Below are 17,546 nucleotides of genomic sequence, written 5' to 3' on the forward strand. Positions count from 1 at the left end.
GGCGCCCCGGTCCTGTGCCGCTTGTGCCGGGCGAGGCGCGCTCCTCAGGAGCCGGGGACCGAGGTGGTCGTCGTCGACCTCTCCATCGCCTCGCGGAAACGGGCGTATCCGACGAGTTCCGGACCGTCCCCCCGGGACCTGCGGGTCCGCAGGGCCCAGGTGCCCCAGAGACTCGCACCGATCGCAGCCACAAGCGGAATCAGCAACCAGGCGAGAGCCGCCATGCCGACCTCCCAACCCGAATGAGCGACTGCAACTGACTGATCAGCAGATTAACCTTCCGCAGTGACAACGCTCGTGGCCACCCCTCGGTTACGCAACCGGAGGCGGGGCGGCTTTCCGCCCGGACCGCGGCCGGGCGGCCCGCTCAGCAGGAGCCGACCCACTCCTCGGTGCCGTCACTGAAGCGCTGGTGCTTCCAGATGGGCACCTCGTGCTTGAGGTCGTCGATGAGCCGCCGGCACGCCTCGAAGGCCTCCGCCCGGTGCGGACACGACACCGCCACCACCACCGCGAGGTCCCCGACCTCCAGGTCACCCACACGGTGGACGGCCGCCAGCGCCCGGACGGGGAAGTCCGCGGCCACCTTCTCCGCCACCCGCCGCAGCTCCGTCTCGGCGGAGGGATGGGCGGAGTACCCCAGCGCGTCCACGTCCGCTCCCCCGTCGTGGTTGCGCACCGTGCCGACGAACAGCGCCGTACCGCCGGCCGCCTCGTCACCGACGGCGCGGAACACCTCGTCCAGGGAGAGCGGCGTGTCGCGGATCGCGACGAGCTTCAGGGGCTGCGCCGCCGCGCGCTCACCCGGATGGACGCCCGCACGGACGCCCGGGGAAGCGGCCCCGGACGGAACGGCGGAGACGGCGGCGTCGTGCGAGGCGGTGGTGTGGGAGGTGGTGTGGGAGGTGGTGTGGGAGTCGGCCATGCACGCCATCGTGCCGCACGGCTCACGCCACGGGAAGGGCCGACCTGCCGTACCGGCAGGTCACACCGGACGCCGGGCCCGCCGCGACCCGCGGTCCGGCGCCCTCGCGGTCACCGCCGCCGCGCCCGCCGGGCCCGCCGGATCACCGCGGCGGTGCCCAGCAGCGCCACCGTGGCGCCCGCCGCGCCCGCCGCCGTGGCGTCCTTGCGGCCCAGCCTGCGCCCGGCCACCGTGTGCCGCCCGGCGACCTCGGCCAGCAGCTCGGCGAGCACCTCCTCGTTGCTCCAGCGCGGCCGCCACCCGGCGTCGTGCAGCCGGCTGCCGCTGACCACCCACGGATACATCGTGTAGGCGAGGTCACCCGCCGGGGACGGCGTCAGCCCGATCCGGTGCAGCCGCGCCGCCGCGCCGAGCGCCACCGCGGACGGCAGCTCCATCCGGCGGATGCCGCTGAGCTCCTCGACCTCCTCCTGCTCCAGCCAGCCGTCGCAGCCGACGGCCAGCTCGCCGTCGGCCTTCTCCAGCACCGCGTACTCCAGGGCCGAGCACAGGTCGTCGACGTGGCAGAACTGCCAGGCGGGCCGCGACCCGGCCACCACCAGCAGCCGCGGTGACTCGAAGTACCTGGTCAGCGCCGTGTCGGTGCCCCCGCCGACCAGCACGGCGGGCCGCAGCACGGTCACGTTGAGACCCGGATGGGCACGCGGCGCCCGCCGCCCCAGCCGCTCGATCTCCAGCAGGTCGCCGACGGCCGTGGCCTCGGCGGTGGCCCTCAGCTCGGCGTCCTCGGCCAGCGGCAGCTCGTTGTCCGGCAGCGCGCCGTAGACCATGGCGGAGGTGCAGAGCACCACCCGCCGCACCCCGGCCGCGGCGGACGCGGTGAGCACCGTCTGGGTCCCGCGCACGTTGTAGGCGGTGCGGGCCGCGGGGTCGGTCTCCAGGTCGAGGTCGACCGCCAGGTGGACGACCACGTCCACCCCGCGCAGCCGCTCGGCGAGGGCCGGGTCGCGGATGTCGAGGACGTGCCAGAGCGCGGCGGCGCAGTCGCCGCGCCGCTCGTCCAGGGCCACCACCTGCCGGATCTCCGGCGAGGCGGCGAGCCGCTCGGTCAGCAGCGCTCCGACACCGGCGGCCGCGCCGGTCACGGCCACCACCGGCCCCCGCGTGCCGGGGGCAGGGGCCGACGGCGCGTCGGCCGGGGCGTTTCGCGCTGCGCGAACCTGCGGATCTGGGGAACTCACCAGGCGTCTCCAGCGGTTGTCTCGAGAGGAACGCGCGTGCCGCGTGTACGAACCAGGTGCCATCCATCCTGCCGCAGGCCGATGGTCGGCGGAGCATCAAGGCTCTATCGGGCCGGGGTGTCTACGCTGGGTGGTGTTGTCGGGCAGCCGCGCCGCCGGAGAAAAACCGGTGGCCCTACCAGCCGAGGAACCCCCGTGAGTGACAATCCATTCGGATTCGGCCTTCCGCCGGAGGAGCCGGACGACGGCGACGAGGGCAAGAAGAAGGACCAGCAGAGCGGCGGCGGGCAGGAACCGGCCAACCCGTTCGGTTTCGGCGCGCCGGGAGCAGGAGGCTTCGGCGGTGCGGGCGGGGACAATCCGTTCGCGTCGCTGTTCGGGTCCTTCGGGGCCCCGAACGCCGGTGGCATGAACCCCGCCGATCTGGGCGCCGCCTTCCAGCAGCTGGGCCAGATGCTCTCCTACGAGGGCGGCCCGGTGAACTGGGACATGGCCAAGCAGATCGCCCGCCAGGCGGTCTCCCAGGGCGCGCCGGACGGCACCAAGGACGCCAGCATCGGCCCCGCCGAGCGCTCCGCCGTCGAGGAGGCCGTCCGCCTCGCCGACGTGTGGCTGGACGGGGTGACGTCCCTGCCCTCCGGCGCGGCGACGACCCTGGCCTGGAGCCGCGCGGAGTGGGTCGAGGCGACCCTGCCCGCCTGGAAGGAGCTCGTCGACCCGGTCGCCGAGCGCGTCGGCACGGCCATGGGCCAGGTGCTGCCCGAGGAGATGCAGGCCATGGCGGGCCCGCTGCTCGGCATGATGCGCTCGATGGGCGGCGCCATGTTCGGCGCCCAGATCGGCCAGGCCGTGGGCGTGCTGGCGGGCGAGGTCGTCGGCTCGACCGACATCGGCCTGCCGCTCGGGCCGGCCGGCAAGGCCGCGCTGCTGCCCCGGAACGTGGAGACGTTCGGCAAGGACCTGGGCGTGCCGCAGGAGGAGGTCCGCCTCTACCTGGCCCTGCGGGAGGCCGCCCACCAGCGGCTCTTCGCCCATGTGCCGTGGCTGCGGTCGCACCTGTTCGGCGCGGTCGAGGGCTACGCGCGCGGCATCAAGGTGGACACCTCGAAGCTGGAGGACGTGGTCGGCCAGTTCGACCCGCAGAACCCGGAGCAGCTGCAGGAGGCGCTCCAGCAGGGCATGTTCCAGCCCGAGGACACCCCGGAGCAGAAGGCCGCCCTGGCCCGCCTGGAGACGGCTCTGGCGCTGGTCGAGGGCTGGGTGGACGCGGTGGTGCACGCCGCCGCCACGCCGCGCCTGACGTCGGCGGGGGCGCTGCGCGAGACGCTGCGCCGCCGTCGCGCCTCCGGTGGCCCCGCGGAGCAGACCTTCGCCACGCTGATCGGCCTGGAGCTGCGCCCGCGCCGGCTGCGCGACGCCTCGCGCCTGTGGGCCTCGCTGACCGACGCGCGCGGCGTGGACGGCCGGGACGCGCTGTGGGCGCACCCCGACATGCTGCCCACCGCCACCGACCTGGACGACCCGGACGGGTTCGTCCACCGGGAGCACATGGACTTCTCCGAGTGGGACAGGATGCTCGGCGAGGCGGCCGGCGGGGCGAAGGCCCCGGAGCGGCCCGAGGGCGGTTCCGAGGACAGCCCGAAGGACGGCCCGAAGGACGGCCCGAAGGGCGACGCGGGCGGTGACGCCGGCGACGACCGGAAGGGCAACGGCTCCGAGTGACCCTGCGCGACGACGCCGTCCGGGTGCTGGACGGTCTGGAGACCGCGACGGACTCCCAGGAGGAGCTCCGCCTCCTCTACCGGAAGCACCTGGACGAGCACGCCGACGGCATGTGGCGCGAGTGCTCCGACGGGCACGTCACGGCGAGTGCCCTGGTGATCGACCCGGAGGGCGGCCGGGTGCTGCTGACCTTCCACCGCAAGCTGCGGATGTGGCTCCAGATGGGCGGTCACTGCGAGCCCGATGACACCACCCTGGCGGGGGCGGCGCTGCGTGAGGCGACGGAGGAGTCCGGCATCGCCGGGCTGCGCCTGCTGGGCGAGGTCCCGGTGCGGCTGGACCGGCACCACACGCCCTGTGCCTGGCACCTGGACGTCCAGTACGCCGCGCTGGCGCCGGGCGGGGCGGTGGAGGCCATCAGCGACGAGTCGCTGGACCTGCGCTGGTTCCCTTACGACGAGGTCGCGGGCGTCGCGGACACCTCGGTGGTCCGCCTGGTGGAGGCCACCCGCTCCCGGCTGTGAGACCCGACGGCGAAGGGGCGGTCACCGGTACCGGTGACCGCCCCTTCGCACACCGTCAGTTCCAGACGTTGTTCTGGTTCTGTCCCCGCGCGCCCTGCTGGCCCATGCCGAACTGGGCGGCGGCGCCCGAGCCGATCTGCGCGTTCTGGGGCGGGAGGAGCTCGCTGGGCTGCACCAGCGCGTAACCGGTGCCCATGAAGCTGAGCTCCCAGCCCTCGCCGGTGTTGCCGCGGCGCCGCCAGACGCCCGAGGAGTGGGTCTGCGCCTGCATCTGCACCCGCAGCGAGGTCGACCAGGCGACCACCGCGTCGGCGTCCACGTTGACGTACCGGTCCGGCGTGACCTGGAGCATCAGCGGCGCGCCGGAGGTCATCAGCGCGACCTTGCCCCGTCCGGAGATGTTGAGCTGGTACTTCCCCGAACCGGAGATGCCGTACAGGCTGTCGACCGCGATGACCTCGTGGTGCAGCGCCGAGTCCATGGCCAGGACGTAGGAGCTGTCGACGGTGAGGCCGTCCTGGTCGACGTCCACCACGTGGATGTACTGGGCGAGGTTGGCCAGGAAGACGGTGCCCTGACCGTGGCAGCGCATCAGGTCGAGGCCCTCACCGGTGCGGCGCCGGGCGTTGCGCTGGTTGGCCGTCCGGTACTCGGCGTCGAACTCCACGAGGCCCTGGTAGGCGACCATGGACCCCTTGCGGGCCAGGACGTCGTTGTTGCCGTCGACGAGGACGCGGAGCATCTGGCTGTTCTGCAGACTCCACGGTTCCTGGGTCTGCTGCTCGTTGTAGGCGAAAATCGAGCTCTGCATGATCGGTCGTTCTCCCCCTCAGCCCCGGATCCGGAGTCGGTCGGTGCTGTCCTCGCTCGGCTGGACGACGACGATGCCCTGGCCGGAGAAGGCCATCTGGAAGGCCTCGCCGCTGCCGCGGCCGATCAGCGAGGACGCCTTGAAGCTGCGCTTGCCCTTGACCTTGAGGTTCGGGGACCAGGCGATCAGCGCGTCCGGGTCGACGTAGGTCTCGTCCTCGCCGCCGCCGCAGTCGACCACGATGGGGGTCCCGCGGGAGGTGATCGCCACCCAGCCCTGCCCCTCGATCCGGGTGTTCCACAGCCCCTGGCCGGCGAACTTGGCCATGCCCTTCACCCGCTCCACGCCCCACTTCAGGTGGGCGTCGAAGGCGAGCAGGTTGGTGGCGTTGACCGAGATGGCCTCGCCGTTGAGGTTGATCACGACGACGTCGGCGCCGTAGTCCGCCAGGTACAGGATGCCGTCGCCGTGGCAGCGCATCAGCGCGGCGCCCTCGCCGGTGACCCAGTCCTTGGCGATCTGCCGGACGGCCGGCGGGTTGGGCTCGTACTGCACGAAGCCCTCGTACGCGACCATCGACCCCACCCTGGCGAGTACGTCGTGGCCGGTCTGCATGGCGATCTTCGCCATGTGGGTCCCGTGGTTCTCCATGCGGGCGACGACGGGTGCGGGGGCATGGCCCGCGAGTTGCTGGTTCATGACGGGCTCCCTCAGACCTCGTACGGCTGGACGACGATGAAGTTGCCGGGTGCGCCCCGGAACTGCAGGTTGACGCTCTCCCCGGTGTCGCCCGGGTAGGCGTTGCGCCGCATCCGCACCTGGCTGGAGACGATCACCTGGGCGGCGGCCGACCAGGCCACCACCGAGTTCGCGTCGGCGAAGGTGGTCGGCGTGACCGGCAGCACCACGGGGACGCCGTGGGTCTTGAGCACCAGCGTGCCGGTGCCGTGGAACTGCATGGTGAACAGCGCGCCACCGGGGATGCCGTGGCCCTCGACGCGGCGGACCTCGTACTGGAGGGACTCGTCGAAGGCGAGCACGTTCTCCGCCGACACGCACAGGGCGTCGCCCTGGAGCTCCACGGTGTGCAGGTGGGCGGCGCTCTCCGCGAGGAACACCTGGCCGTAGCCGCTGCAGCGCATCAGCTGCATCTCCTGGCCGGTGGCGTTGCCGACGATCCGGCCGCTGAAGCCGGCGCCCTTGTACCCGAACTCGACCTTGCCCTGGTACAGCACCATGCTGCCCTGGCGGGCGAGGACGGGCTGGCCGCCGACGCTCAGGTCGACGCGGACCAGCTTCTCGCTCTGCTGGGTCCAGCGCTGGCCGGTGGGCTTCTCCTTGTACAGGCTGAGCGCGCCCAGGACCCCGGGGGTCTGCGGGGTGCCGGGGACACCGGTGTATGCCTGCTGGCCCGGGATGCCGGGGGCGCCGGGTGTCCCGGGGGCGGGCGGCATGCCGGGGGCGCCGGGGGGCTGCCCGTAACCAGGGGGCGCCGTCGGGGCGCCGGGGGGTTGCCCATGACCGGGCGGCGCCGTCGGGGCGCCCGGAGGCTGTCCGTACCCGGGGGGCGCCGTCGGGGCGCCCGGAGGCTGTCCGTACCCGGGGGGCGCCGTCGGGGCGCCCGGAGGCTGTCCGTACCCGGGGGGCGCCGTCGGGGAAGCCATGGTCGGCGCGGCGTGGACGGGCGGGGCCGCGGGAGCGCCGGGCGGCGGGAAACCGTATCCGGACGGCTGGGCGGCGGGCGCCGGTGCCTGCGGCTGCGCGGGCGGCGCGCCGAACGCCGGAGCCGGGGCCGGGGCCGGGGCGGCGGGCGCGCCGAAGGCGGGCGCCGGGGCCGGTGGCTGCTGCGCGGGTACCGGCGCGGGACCCGACGGGACCCCGAACGCCGGGGGCGCCGCCTGCGCGGCCGGCGGGGCGAAGCCCGGTGCGGCCTGCGGCGCGGCGGGCGCAGCGGGCTCCTCCTCGGCGACCTCGCCGCCGAAGTTCCGCAGCAGGGCGTCGAGGCCCCCGTCGAAGCCCTGGCCGACGGCGGCGAAGCGCCAGACGTCCTTGAGGTACAGATCCGCCAGCATCACCGCGCGCTCGGTGGAGAACTCGCTGCCGTCGAACGGGTAGCGGGCCACCTCCTCGCCGCCCGCGACGATCCGGATGTAACCCGGCCCGACCTGGGACATCTGGCCCGCGCCGTCGAGGGTCGCGGTGAACGACAGCTTCTGGATCGCCGGCGGTATCCGGTCCAGCGTGACCCGGAACGACTGCGTGTCACCCGCCTGCTCGCCCAGCAGCTGGATCGCCTCCTCGGGCGACTTCGGCTGGTTGTAGAAGATGAAGTAGCGGTCGTCCGAGAGACGCTCGTCGGCGTCCAGCCCGAAGCAGCTGATGTCGAAGCTCAGCCCTGGCCCCGCGATCCGCACACCGACGTAGAGGTCGGTGCCCGCGGTCAGATCACTGATCCTGGCCTTGTGGCCGCGTTGGAATTCCCTGGTCATGCGTTACGCCCGTCCCCCATTCCGGTCCCGAAAGATGCTCGGCCAGGCTAGCTGGTCATCCCGGGGACCGGGTCGGCCGGGACACAGCCGCTACAGAACGGGGACCAACTCAGTCCGGCTCGCCGGGCCGCGCGGCGGGCAGATGCGGCAACCGTTCCGCGGCCACCACTCCTTCGAGGTACCCCCGGGCACGCTCGGTTCGGGGGTACGTCTCCAGCAGTCGCCAGAAGTCCGATCCGTGGCCGGGGACCAGCAGGTGGGCGAGTTCGTGGAGCAGGACGTAGTCGACGACGTACTCCGGCATGCCCTGGAGCCGGTGGGAGAGCCGGATGCTTCCCTCGGCGGGGGTGCAGGACCCCCAGCGGCTGTTCTGGTTGGTCACCCAGCGCACCGAGACGGGTCTGGCCCGGCCTCCCAGGTACTGCTCGGACAGCCGCGCGGCACGCCGGCCCAGCTCGGAGTCGTCCAGGGTGCGCCGGCTCTCCTGGGCGGCCAGCTTGTCCAGCATCACCCGCACCCAGCGCCGTTCCTCCGCCTCGGACATGCGGGCCGGGATCAGCACGATGGTGCGGTCGCCCTCCCGGTAGGCGGAGACCGTACGGCGCCTGCGGGCGCTCCTGCGTACCTCGACCGCGTCCGCCGAGGGGACCCGGGAGGCCACGCCCGGGACACCGCTCTGCTGCGTCACGGCTTGGGAGGAGGCGTCGTAGGGCACCCCTCGACGTTACCGCCTGCGACAGGAGACGTCCCCGGTGCGCACCGGATCCGATCCGATATCCACACCGCCGGAGCCGTCCGTTCCGCAGTTGGTACGACGAATACCAAGTGCCTGTGGACAACTCCCGGCACCGGTGGGGCGGATGGGGGCATGCTGTCGACCGACGGCCCGCTCCGTGCCGTTCCAGTTGATTTCGTCACATCCGGTGCCACATGCCCCGGTTGGACCGGAAAGGGTTGGTCGTCGTGCATCCCAGGGTGAAGACCGCGCTCCGCCGCGGCTGGCGTGATCTGAACACGGTGCAGTTCGGGATGACCCCGGCGCACGCCATGACGCTCGCGCCGGTCGACACGGCGACAGGCACCTTCCTCGACCTCCTCAACGGCACCCGGGGCATGGAGCTGCTGCGTGAGGAGGCGGTGCGGATGGGGCTGCCGGAGGATCACGCGGACGGACTGGTCGGACGTCTCTCCGAGGCCGGTCTGCTGGACGACGCCACCGGCGGCGGACCGGAGGGAGAGGCGCTGCGCGAGCGACCCCACACCCTGGACCGGCTCCGGCCCGACCTCGCCACGCTCTCCCTGACGGCCCCGGCTCCCGGTGACGCGATCCGGCGGCTGGCGGCCCGCCGCAGGCTGCGGGTGCAGGTGCGCGGCGCGGGCCGGGTCGGCGCCGCGCTGGCCGCGCTGCTCTCGGCCGCGGGGGTGGGAGAGGTGGACGTGCGGGACGGCGGCTGTGTCCAGCCGTGGGACGTCGCCCCGGGCGGGCTGCCGCCGGCCTCGATCGGCGAACGCCGCTCCGACGCCGCCCGGCGTCTGGTCCGTGACGCCGCGCCGGAACGCCCGCCGCGCCGGGGCTCCCCCTGCCCGTTCCGCGACGACGCGGGCTTCGCCCTGGTGCTGCTCGCCCCGCGCGACGACCTGGCCGTCCACTCCCCCGATCCCCGGGACGCGGAACCCCTGCTGGCGGCGGGCATCCCCCACCTGTACGCGGGGGTGGTGGAGGGGACGGGCGTGGTCGGTCCGCTGGTCCTGCCCGGCGAGACGTCCTGTGCCGAGTGCCTGCACCGATGGCGGGTGGAACGCGATCCGACCTGGCCCCGGCTGCTCGCGCAGTGGCGTTCCCGGCGGACGCGGGCGGTGGCCGCCTGCGACGTGACGCTGGCCGCCGCGGTCGCCGGCACGGCGGCGGGACACGCGCTCGCCTTCCTCGACGGGCTGTCCGCGGCCGGGTCCCCGCACTCAGCGGGGGTGCGCTGGGAGACGGCGCTGCCCGCGCTGCGATGGCGTTCCCGGGACATCGTCCCGCACCCGCGCTGCCCTTGCGGTGCGGCGGAGCGGCCGGGGCCGGAACTGACCGGGGCACCGGGGCAGTCACAGGACACAATGGCGGAGCACGGGCCGTCGTCGGAGTCATGCCATGGGGCAAACGCGGCGCGGCGGCCCGGGACTTGGAGGACGCATGTCTGATCTTCCCCGGAAGGCGATCACCAGGACCGCCAAACTCGCCGCGCTGCCACTCGGTCTCGCCGGCCGGGCCACCTGGGGGCTGGGCAGGCGGATCGTCGGGGAGTCGGCGGACCTCGTGGGGCGTGAACTCCAGCAGCGCACGGCCGAGCAGCTCTTCAAGGTTCTCGGTGAACTCAAGGGCGGGGCCATGAAGTTCGGGCAGGCCATGTCCGTCTTCGAGTCGGCCCTTCCGGAGGAGTTGGCCGGCCCCTACCGTGCGGCACTCACCAAGCTCCAGGACGCCGCGCCGCCGATGCCCACCCGCGCCGTCCACGCGGTGCTGGGCGAGCGGCTGGGCGACGACTGGCGGGACCTCTTCCAGAAGTTCGACGACACCCCTTCGGCCGCCGCGTCCATAGGACAGGTGCACCACGCGGTGTGGCGGGACGGCCGCGAGGTCGCCGTGAAGGTGCAGTACCCGGGCGCCGGGGACGCACTGGTCTCCGACCTCACCCAACTGGCCCGCTTCGCGCGGTTGCTGGGGCCGCTGGTTCCGGGCATCGACGTCAAGCCGCTGGTCACCGAGCTGAAGGAGCGTGTCTGCGAGGAACTGGACTACGAGCTGGAGGCCGAGGCGCAGCAGGCGCACGCGGAGGAGTTCGCGGACGATCCGGACGTCCTGGTGCCCGCCGTGGTCCACCGGAGCGAACAGGTGCTGGTCACCGAGTGGATGGAGGGCACACCGCTGTCGGGGGTGATATCCGACGGCACACCGGAACAACGGGACCGCGCCGGGCAGTTGCTGGCCCGCTTCCTCTTCTCCGGCCCCGCCCGCACCGGACTGCTGCACGCCGATCCCCATCCGGGCAACTTCCGGCTGCTGACGGACGGTTCGGACGACCCGGAGGACTGGCGTCTGGGGGTGCTGGACTTCGGCACCGTGGACCGGCTGCCGGGTGGGCTGCCCTCGCCGATCGGCGAGGCGCTGCGGATGGCGCTGGACGGCGAGGCCGAGGCGGTCCACGCGCGGCTGCACGCCGAAGGGTTCGTCAAGGACACCGTGGAACTCGACCCGGAGGAGGTCCTGGAGTACCTGCTGCCGATCATCGAGCCGGCGCGGGTGGCGGAGTTCTCCTTCAGCCGGGGATGGCTGCGGGGCCAGGCGGCGCGTCTCGCCGATCCCCGCTCCCCGGCCCACCAGTTGGGCAAGCGGCTCAATCTGCCGCCGTCGTACCTGCTGATACACCGGGTGACGCTGAGCACGATCGGTGTCCTGTGCCAGCTCGGTGCCACCGTGCGGCTCCGGCACGAACTGGAGTCCTGGCTCCCGGGTTTCGCCGCGGCCGAGTGACCGGGGCCGCCCAGCGGCGACGGCCCCGGCCCGCGGCCCGGCGGGACCCGGGCGGACCCCACCGGGCGGGCCCGGCCGAGCCGGCGATGCCTGAACCGGCCAGGGCGAGCTCGGCCGAGGTCGACCCCGGCCGAACGGGCCCGGGCCGAGGCGGACCCGGGCCGAGGCGGCGCCGCGGGGTGCACCCGGTCGAGGCGGCGCCGCGGAGGCACACCCGGCCGAAGTGCCCCGGGCGCACACCCGGCCGAGGTGCCCCGGGGCGCGGACCCGGCCGACGAAGGCACGCACGAGGCAGGCCCGCCCGGTGGCGGGGCGGGACCGGCGCCCCGGGGTGGAACGCGCGACGGGACCGCCCCCGGGTGGGGGCGGCCCCGTGGGCCGGTGACGGTGTTACCGCGTCCCGGCCTTACTGCATCACGGCGAGGGCGAGAGCGCGCCGGGCGCGCATCGACGCGCGCTCGGCCCGCCGCTGCATCCGCCGGGCGGCGACCACGCGGAGCGCGGGCCGGGCGAGCTCGGCCTCACGCAACCGCTCGTGCATATGCGCACGGGCCATGGCTTCTGGGATGAGTTGCATTTCTCGGGTCCTGTTCTGGCGCACCTCGGGCGCACCGGTGAGGGGGAAGTCTCGGGTGGCGGGCAGGGAACCTGCGGGCTCGTGGGTGGACGGCTTCATCGGGGCCTGTTTCCGGGGATCGTGCGTGTGGGGAGCGTCGATGGTGCGGTGGCCGGTCATGCCGCGACCGGGTTCTTGCGCGGGCGGCCACGCGGCCGCTTGCGGGCGACCACGACGCCCTGGACGAACAGCTCGCCGCCCCAGACGCCCCAGGGCTCCCGGCGCTCCTTGGCACCGGCGAGGCAGGCGTCCACCAGCGGGCAGGTACGGCACAGCGACTTGGCGTACTCCACGTCGGCCGGGGACTCGGCGAAGAAGACCTCCGGGTCGTTGGAGCGGCACGGGACCGGGGTGCCGAGGCCCTCGATGGCGTCGTCGAGAGCGGTCAGGGTGATGAGCGGAGTCAAGGAAAGGTCCTCCGTGAGGCCGGGCGGGGGGATGGTGTCGGAAGTCGGTACGGACGGGGCGTGCGCTTCGAGTTGCACGGGGTGTCTTCCTCGTCTGGTGTCGTCCGGCCGGTCGGCCGGGTGGTGGGTACCGGTTGTTCTCTTGTCCCGAGGTCCTTCGGTCCGTCTCCCGTGTCCGGGGAAAACAGAAGGGCCGCGGATCCCGGATGGGGTTCCGCGGCCCTGAAGGCACCGGCCTGAGTACGTCAGGCTGGATCGCTCCAGGGTTCCGGCCCGCGGAGGGCCCACATCATCTGGGGGTGGGTCGTCGTCTGCTTGAGGGCTCCGGCACCGGCTGCCGCGTAGCCGAAGGCGTACGCCTGGGCCACTCCTGCTTCCAGTGCCTTGGTCGGTCGCTCGTCGCGGACGCGGACGGGAATGCCCGCGAAGGACGACTCGGACCGGCTGCCGGACACCTGGTTGCCGGACACCTGGGTGCCGAACAGCTCGGAGGCCGAAATCTTCGAGCCGGAAAGCTCGGAGGCGGACACACCGGTGCCACGGTCGAAGGCGAGAGTGCACAGCGAGGCGACGTGGTGATCGTTCTCCAGAACGGCGGTGCCCAGGGCACGCATGGTGCTGATGCCGGTGGTGTTGGTCTTGCTGAACACTTCGATCGCCTCCTCTCGGCGTCTTCGGGACCGTGAACGGTCCGGCGGATACAGACGTCAGTACAGCACGGAGCGGAAGCCTTTCGACAGGCTCCGTGTTCCGTGCTCTAGAACCTATGGGGCACTACGGGGAGCGCGCAAACTATTTTTGCGACGACTTCGCAACGGTGTGTCGCGGACCCGTTCAGTCCTCCTCCGCGCGGTCCTGACCGGCGCAGATGGCCAGGACGTCGGCGCCGTAACGATCCAGCTTGCGCATGCCGACACCGGGGATCCGGGCCAGTTCCACCGGGTCCTCCGGCACGGTCTCCGCGATGGCGATCAGCGTCTTGTCGGTGAAGACGCAGAAGGCCGGCTGCCCGCTGCGCCGTGCCTGGACCTCGCGCCAGGACCGCAGCCGTTCGTAGACGCCCTCGTCCATCTCGGACGGGCAGTCCTCGCAGCGCATCAGCTTCATCTCACCGGCGTCGGTGAGGGTGCGGCCGCAGACCTTGCAGCGGGCGACGGTGCGACGGGTCGGCCGGGGCGCCGCCCGCTCGGCCCGCGCAGCGGCTGCCCGGGTACCGTCCGCGCCGCCGGTCCCCGCGGCGCCGTACTCGATGCCGCCGGAGGCCCCGGGACCGCTCCGCGCCGCCACGGCCGAGCCGCTGCCGGGGCGCAGCCCGTCGAGGAACCTGCTGGGCCTGCGGTGGGGCCGGCCTCCCGGGGTCCGGGAAAGGGCCCAGGAAAGGTGGAGCCGTTCTCGTGCGCGGGTCACGCCCACGTAGAGGAGGCGCCGCTCCTCCTCGATCTGCTCGTCCGTCCGGGCGTAGGTGATCGGCATCATGCCCTCGGCGACGCCGACCAGGAAGACGGCATCCCACTCCAGGCCCTTGGCCGAGTGCAGGGAGGCCAGGGTGACGCCCTGGACGGTGGGGGCGTGCTGGGCGGCGGCCCTCTCGTCGAGTTCGGCGACCAGTTCGGCGAGGGTGACCTGCGGCCGGGCACGGGCGAAGCCCTCGGCGAGGTGGACCAGGGCGGCCAGCGACTCCCACTTCTCGCGGGCGGCGCCCGAACCGGCCGGTGGCGCCGGGCTCCATCCCTGACCGGAGAGCACCGCCCGGACCTGACCGGGCAGGTCCTCGGCGTCGCCGAGCAGGGCGTCGTTCCCGCCGAAGCGGGCGGCGGCGCGGAGCTGGTGGACGGCCCGGCGGACCTCCTGCCGTTCGAAGAACCGCTCGGCGCCCCGCAGCTGGTAGGGCACGCCGGCGTCGGCGAGCGCCTGTTCGTAGGTCTCGGACTGGGCGTTGGTCCGGAACAGCACGGCGATCTCGCTCGCCGGAACGCCCGAGTCGATCAGCTCGCGGATGTGGCGGGCGGCGCCCTCGGCCTCGGAGGGCTCGTCGGGATATTCGGCCCAGCGGGGCTCGGGCCCGGACGGACGCTGCGACACCAGCTCCAGCCGGTGGTCGGCGGCCCGGCCGGTGGCCTGGGTCAGCAGGCCGTTCGCGAGCCGCACGACCTGGGGCGTGGACCGGTAGTCGCGGACCAGCTTGACGACGGTGGCACCGGGGTGCCGGACGCGGAAGTCCAGCAGGTGGTCGGGGGTGGCACCGGTGAACGAGTAGATGGTCTGGCTGGCGTCGCCGACCACGCAGATGCTCTCCCGGTCGCCCAGCCAGAGCTCCAGCAGCCGCTGCTGGAGCGGGGAGACGTCCTGGTACTCGTCGACCACGAAGTGCTGGTACTGGGCGCGGACCTCGCGGGCGATGTCCGGCCGGTCCTGGAGGATGCCGACGGTCAGCAGCAGGACGTCCTCGAAGTCGATGAGGCCGCGGTCGCGCTTGAGCTCCTCGTACATGTCGTAGACCCGGGCGACCTCCGCCGGGTCGCGGGGGGCCTCCCGCCCCGCCTTCTCGGTCGCGGGCGCGTAGTCGGCGGGCACGGTCTGGGTGACCTTGGCCCATTCGATCTCCGCGGTGACGTCCCTGAGCTCGCCGCGGTCCAGGCGGATGCCGCAGGAGGCGGCCGCCTCGGCGACCACCTGCACCTTGCGGTCGACGATCCGGGGCAGCGCTCCGCCCACCGCCTTGGGCCAGAAGTACTGGAGCTGGCGCAGCGCCGCCGCGTGGAAGGTGCGGGCCTGGACGCCCGTCGCGCCGAGCTGGCGGAGCCGGCCGCGCATCTCGCCGGCCGCGCGGTTGGTGAAGGTGACGGCGAGCACGGTGGTGGGCTGGAGGATGCCCGCGCGCACGCCGTAGGCGATGCGGTGGGTGATGGCCCGGGTCTTGCCGGTGCCCGCGCCGGCCAGCACGCACACCGGTCCGTGCAGTGCGGTGGCCACCGCGCGCTGCTCGGGGTCGAGCCCTTCCAGCACCGCGTCGGCCGATTCCGGGACGGCTGGGAAGAGGGAGGAGTGCGTTGCTGGTGTCACCCCGCCATGCTGCCAGGTCGGCCGGGGCGGAGGAGGCGGCCGTCCACAGGGCACAGGCATTCTTCGTATGAATTGCGGCGCAGCTCACTCAACCCGACGGTGGGGAATGCCGGCCGGACACCGGACGTTCACCGTGTGCGACGAACTGTCGTGCGACTGCATTGCCCCCATCTCCCCGAGGAGCGCGAAGCCCATGCCCGGCACTGTGACGATGTACAGCACCACCTGGTGCGGCTACTGCCACCGGCTGAAGAGCCAGCTGAGCCGTGAGGGCATCGCCTACGAGGAGATCAACATCGAGCAGGACCCGGAGTCGGCCCTGTTCGTGGAGCAGGTCAACGGTGGCAACCAGGTCGTGCCGACGGTCCGCGTGGTGCCCACGGCGGGCGGCGAGGCCGTCGTGATGACCAACCCGAGCCTGGCGCAGGTCAAGCAGGCGCTGGGCGCCTGACGTCCCCTCCCCCGACGCACGGGACCCCCGCCGCGGCCGTTCTCCGGCCCGGCGGGGGTCCCGTGCGTCGGGGGCGGGGCCCGCCGGCCGTGGACCGTCCCCGTCGCGCCTTGACCTTGCCGCAGCGTCAGGGTTTCTACTGGCCCCATGCGAACGGGAGAGATGGCCGCGCTGGTCGGGGTGACCCCGCGGGCGGTGCGGCACTACCACCACGTCGGGGTGCTGCCCGAGCCGGAGCGCGACCCCAACGGTTATCGGCGGTACACGCTGCGCCACGCCGTGCTGCTGGCGCGGATCCGGCGCCTCACCGAGCTGGGCCTCGGGCTGGACGAGGTGCGTGACGTCCTCGCCGACGACGCGGGGCGGGAGCTGGCCGAGGTGCTGGAGGAGCTCGACGACGACCTGGCGCGGCAGGAGCGGCTGATCCGGGAACGCCGTGAGCGGCTCTCGCTGGTGCTGGAGGACGCCCGGGCCGGGCGGCTGACCTCCGAGGGCCCCCTCTCCCCTCAGCTGGCCGGACTGCTCGCCTCGCTGGGCGCGACGGCGGACTCGCCGATGGCCGCGCTGGACCGGGAGGTCCTGACCCTGCTGGACGCCGTCATGCCTCCCGAGGAGCGGGAGCGGCTGATGGGCACGATCGGCGCGATGGCCGCGCGGCCGGACACGGTCGAGCGGGCGCACGGCCTGTACCGGCTGCTGGACGAGCTGGCCGACGCCCCGTCGGACGACCCCCGGGTCGCGTGGGCGGGCGAACTCATGGCCGAGCTGATTCCGGCGGAGCTGCTCGCCGGCTGGGACGACTCGGGGCCGGACGCCGCGGCCGCCGAGGTGTTCTTCTCCGGACTGTCCCCCGCCCAGCGAGCTGCGGTGCGGCACGGGCTGCGGCTGGCCGGGGAGCGGGCGGAGGAGGCACGTGCGCACGGCCCGGAAGGCGCCGGCGCGGCAGGTGCCGGCACGGAAGCTCCCGGTCCGGGGGATGCCCGCTCGGAGAGCGCGCGATGAGCCGGCAGCTGGTACCGGAGCCGGTGCTGCGTCTCGTCGGGCACGAGCTGCGGCTGTGGCAGAGCATGGCCCTGTGGGCGCTGCGGAGGCGGCACGGGGTCCGGGAGGGCGACCTCGCGTTCGGTCACGCGCGGGGGGACGCCGCCATGATGTACGGGCTGCTCTTCGTATGCGTGGTCGAGACGGTGGGCCTGTCGGTGCTGCTGGCCGACTGGCCCGTCGCGCACGCGGTGGTGCTGGTGCTCGACGTCCAGACGGTGCTGTTCCTGCTGGGGCTGCGGGCGGCGGCCGTCGTCCGCCCGCACGTGCTGGGGGGCGGGGTGCTGCGGGTGCGGAGCGGGGCGCACGTGGACGTCGCGATACCGCTGGAGCGGATCGCCGCGGTGCGGCGGCAGTCGTTGTACTCGCACGGCGAGGCCGAGGGGGAGCTGAATCTGCCGGTGGGGTCGCAGACGTCCCTCACGGTGGAGCTGACGGAGCCGGTGAACGCGCCGCGGCTGCTGGGGGCGGAGCGGGCGGTTCACGTGATCCGGTTCCACGCCGACGACGCCGACGCGCTGCACACCGCCCTCGTGGAGGCTCTCCGCCCCCTCCCGGACCCCGCCTGACGGACCCCGCCTGACGGCCCCCGGTCGACGGGCCGCGCACCCGGCGGCACCTCACGCCCGGCGGACACCGCGCGCCGTCACGACGCGAGGGCCCGCGAAGGACCCGGGCGGCCCCGCCCTGCGGAACGGGCGGCCGCCCGGCGCCCGCAGCGGGAGGCCTGTCCGGCGCC

At 73.6% G+C, this 17,546-nt stretch carries 18 protein-coding genes; 7 read left to right on the top strand and 11 right to left on the bottom strand.

Going from position 1 to position 17,546, the window contains the following annotated elements:
- Positions 1–44: 44 nt before the first annotated feature.
- The 3 genes from GBN72_RS10035 to GBN72_RS10045 all read right to left on the bottom strand — a co-directional run bounded on the left by GBN72_RS10035 (position 45) and on the right by GBN72_RS10045 (position 2,166).
- Positions 45–224, bottom strand: a complete 180-nt coding sequence (locus GBN72_RS10035) for a hypothetical protein (RefSeq protein ID WP_151771360.1) — start codon at positions 222–224, stop codon at positions 45–47.
- Between the two features lie 143 nt (positions 225–367).
- Complete coding sequence (locus GBN72_RS10040) at positions 368–925, bottom strand: molybdenum cofactor biosynthesis protein MoaE (protein WP_246212396.1); 558 nt, start codon at positions 923–925, stop codon at positions 368–370.
- 110 nt (positions 926–1,035) lie between these two features.
- Positions 1,036–2,166 (bottom strand): SDR family oxidoreductase, encoded by a 1,131-nt coding sequence (locus GBN72_RS10045; protein WP_151771361.1) that lies wholly within the window; start codon positions 2,164–2,166, stop codon positions 1,036–1,038.
- A gap of 195 nt (positions 2,167–2,361) precedes the next feature.
- On the opposite strand from GBN72_RS10045, the gene GBN72_RS10050 reads away from it, so the two are divergent.
- Together GBN72_RS10050 and GBN72_RS10055 are read left to right on the top strand one after the other, a co-directional pair.
- Positions 2,362–3,888 carry a zinc-dependent metalloprotease gene (locus tag GBN72_RS10050; RefSeq protein WP_151771362.1) on the top strand — a complete coding sequence of 509 codons (1,527 nt, stop codon included), beginning with the start codon at positions 2,362–2,364 and terminating at the stop codon, positions 3,886–3,888.
- A complete protein-coding gene (locus GBN72_RS10055) occupies positions 3,885–4,412 on the top strand; it encodes an NUDIX hydrolase (RefSeq protein WP_151771363.1) in 528 nt (175 codons plus the stop codon). The genes GBN72_RS10050 and GBN72_RS10055 overlap by 4 nt, the downstream gene beginning before the upstream one ends.
- A gap of 55 nt (positions 4,413–4,467) precedes the next feature.
- Here GBN72_RS10055 and GBN72_RS10060 read toward each other — a convergent pair whose 3' ends face one another.
- The 4 genes from GBN72_RS10060 to GBN72_RS10075 all read right to left on the bottom strand — a co-directional run bounded on the left by GBN72_RS10060 (position 4,468) and on the right by GBN72_RS10075 (position 8,400).
- On the bottom strand, positions 4,468–5,223 hold the full coding sequence (locus GBN72_RS10060) for an AIM24 family protein (protein ID WP_151771364.1): 756 nt from the start codon (positions 5,221–5,223) through the stop codon (positions 4,468–4,470).
- Positions 5,224–5,241: 18 nt separating this feature from the next.
- Positions 5,242–5,922 carry an AIM24 family protein gene (locus GBN72_RS10065; RefSeq protein ID WP_151771365.1) on the bottom strand — a complete coding sequence of 227 codons (681 nt, stop codon included), beginning with the start codon at positions 5,920–5,922 and terminating at the stop codon, positions 5,242–5,244.
- Positions 5,923–5,933: 11 nt separating this feature from the next.
- Positions 5,934–7,712, bottom strand: a complete 1,779-nt coding sequence (locus tag GBN72_RS10070; RefSeq protein WP_151771366.1) for a TerD family protein — start codon at positions 7,710–7,712, stop codon at positions 5,934–5,936.
- 109 nt (positions 7,713–7,821) lie between these two features.
- The gene (locus GBN72_RS10075; protein ID WP_246212453.1) at positions 7,822–8,400 is read right to left on the bottom strand and encodes a M48 metallopeptidase family protein; all 579 of its coding nucleotides are present in this window, start codon (positions 8,398–8,400) and stop codon (positions 7,822–7,824) included.
- A gap of 275 nt (positions 8,401–8,675) precedes the next feature.
- Between GBN72_RS10075 and GBN72_RS10080 the strand changes: the two genes are divergently transcribed.
- On the top strand, positions 8,676–9,899 hold the full coding sequence (locus GBN72_RS10080; RefSeq protein ID WP_151771368.1) for a TOMM precursor leader peptide-binding protein: 1,224 nt from the start codon (positions 8,676–8,678) through the stop codon (positions 9,897–9,899).
- Complete coding sequence (locus tag GBN72_RS10085) at positions 9,892–11,229, top strand: ABC1 kinase family protein (RefSeq protein WP_151771369.1); 1,338 nt, start codon at positions 9,892–9,894, stop codon at positions 11,227–11,229. The genes GBN72_RS10080 and GBN72_RS10085 overlap by 8 nt, the downstream gene beginning before the upstream one ends.
- Before the next feature lie 406 nt (positions 11,230–11,635).
- On the opposite strand, the gene GBN72_RS10090 is transcribed toward GBN72_RS10085, so the two are convergent.
- From GBN72_RS10090 to GBN72_RS10105, 4 genes are all read right to left on the bottom strand, one after another.
- Positions 11,636–11,965 (bottom strand): putative WhiB-interacting protein, encoded by a 330-nt coding sequence (locus GBN72_RS10090; RefSeq protein ID WP_151771370.1) that lies wholly within the window; start codon positions 11,963–11,965, stop codon positions 11,636–11,638.
- Positions 11,962–12,330 (bottom strand): WhiB family transcriptional regulator, encoded by a 369-nt coding sequence (locus GBN72_RS10095; RefSeq protein WP_151771371.1) that lies wholly within the window; start codon positions 12,328–12,330, stop codon positions 11,962–11,964. The genes GBN72_RS10090 and GBN72_RS10095 overlap by 4 nt, the downstream gene beginning before the upstream one ends.
- Before the next feature lie 167 nt (positions 12,331–12,497).
- Complete coding sequence (locus GBN72_RS10100) at positions 12,498–12,902, bottom strand: hypothetical protein (RefSeq protein ID WP_246212397.1); 405 nt, start codon at positions 12,900–12,902, stop codon at positions 12,498–12,500.
- Between the two features lie 184 nt (positions 12,903–13,086).
- The gene (locus tag GBN72_RS10105; RefSeq protein ID WP_151771373.1) at positions 13,087–15,375 is read right to left on the bottom strand and encodes an ATP-dependent DNA helicase UvrD2; all 2,289 of its coding nucleotides are present in this window, start codon (positions 15,373–15,375) and stop codon (positions 13,087–13,089) included.
- Between the two features lie 133 nt (positions 15,376–15,508).
- On the opposite strand from GBN72_RS10105, the gene GBN72_RS10110 reads away from it, so the two are divergent.
- From GBN72_RS10110 to GBN72_RS10120, 3 genes are all read left to right on the top strand, one after another.
- Positions 15,509–15,766 (top strand): mycoredoxin, encoded by a 258-nt coding sequence (locus tag GBN72_RS10110; protein ID WP_151771374.1) that lies wholly within the window; start codon positions 15,509–15,511, stop codon positions 15,764–15,766.
- A gap of 147 nt (positions 15,767–15,913) precedes the next feature.
- The gene (locus tag GBN72_RS10115) at positions 15,914–16,768 is read left to right on the top strand and encodes a MerR family transcriptional regulator (RefSeq protein ID WP_151771375.1); all 855 of its coding nucleotides are present in this window, start codon (positions 15,914–15,916) and stop codon (positions 16,766–16,768) included.
- Positions 16,765–17,376: a hypothetical protein gene (locus GBN72_RS10120; RefSeq protein WP_151771376.1), complete on the top strand. Its 612-nt coding sequence runs from the start codon at positions 16,765–16,767 to the stop codon at positions 17,374–17,376. Before GBN72_RS10115 ends, GBN72_RS10120 begins: the two co-directional genes overlap by 4 nt.
- Positions 17,377–17,546: the final 170 nt, after the last annotated feature.

The organism is Streptomyces abyssomicinicus (assembly GCF_008974245.1).
Lineage (GTDB): Bacteria > Actinomycetota > Actinomycetes > Streptomycetales > Streptomycetaceae > Streptomyces > Streptomyces abyssomicinicus.

Coding starts and splice junctions, on each gene's coding strand:
- GBN72_RS10070 (WP_151771366.1), bottom strand. CDS start 7,712: ATGACCAGGGAATTCCAACGCGGCCACAAGGCCAGGATCAGTGATCTG.
- GBN72_RS10115 (WP_151771375.1), top strand. CDS start 15,914: ATGCGAACGGGAGAGATGGCCGCGCTGGTCGGGGTGACCCCGCGGGCG.
- GBN72_RS10035 (WP_151771360.1), bottom strand. CDS start 224: ATGGCGGCTCTCGCCTGGTTGCTGATTCCGCTTGTGGCTGCGATCGGT.
- GBN72_RS10040 (WP_246212396.1), bottom strand. CDS start 925: ATGGCCGACTCCCACACCACCTCCCACACCACCTCCCACACCACCGCC.
- GBN72_RS10060 (WP_151771364.1), bottom strand. CDS start 5,223: ATGCAGAGCTCGATTTTCGCCTACAACGAGCAGCAGACCCAGGAACCG.
- GBN72_RS10090 (WP_151771370.1), bottom strand. CDS start 11,965: ATGACCGGCCACCGCACCATCGACGCTCCCCACACGCACGATCCCCGG.
- GBN72_RS10120 (WP_151771376.1), top strand. CDS start 16,765: ATGAGCCGGCAGCTGGTACCGGAGCCGGTGCTGCGTCTCGTCGGGCAC.
- GBN72_RS10105 (WP_151771373.1), bottom strand. CDS start 15,375: ATGCCTGTGCCCTGTGGACGGCCGCCTCCTCCGCCCCGGCCGACCTGG.
- GBN72_RS10085 (WP_151771369.1), top strand. CDS start 9,892: ATGTCTGATCTTCCCCGGAAGGCGATCACCAGGACCGCCAAACTCGCC.
- GBN72_RS10110 (WP_151771374.1), top strand. CDS start 15,509: ATGCCCGGCACTGTGACGATGTACAGCACCACCTGGTGCGGCTACTGC.
- GBN72_RS10065 (WP_151771365.1), bottom strand. CDS start 5,922: ATGAACCAGCAACTCGCGGGCCATGCCCCCGCACCCGTCGTCGCCCGC.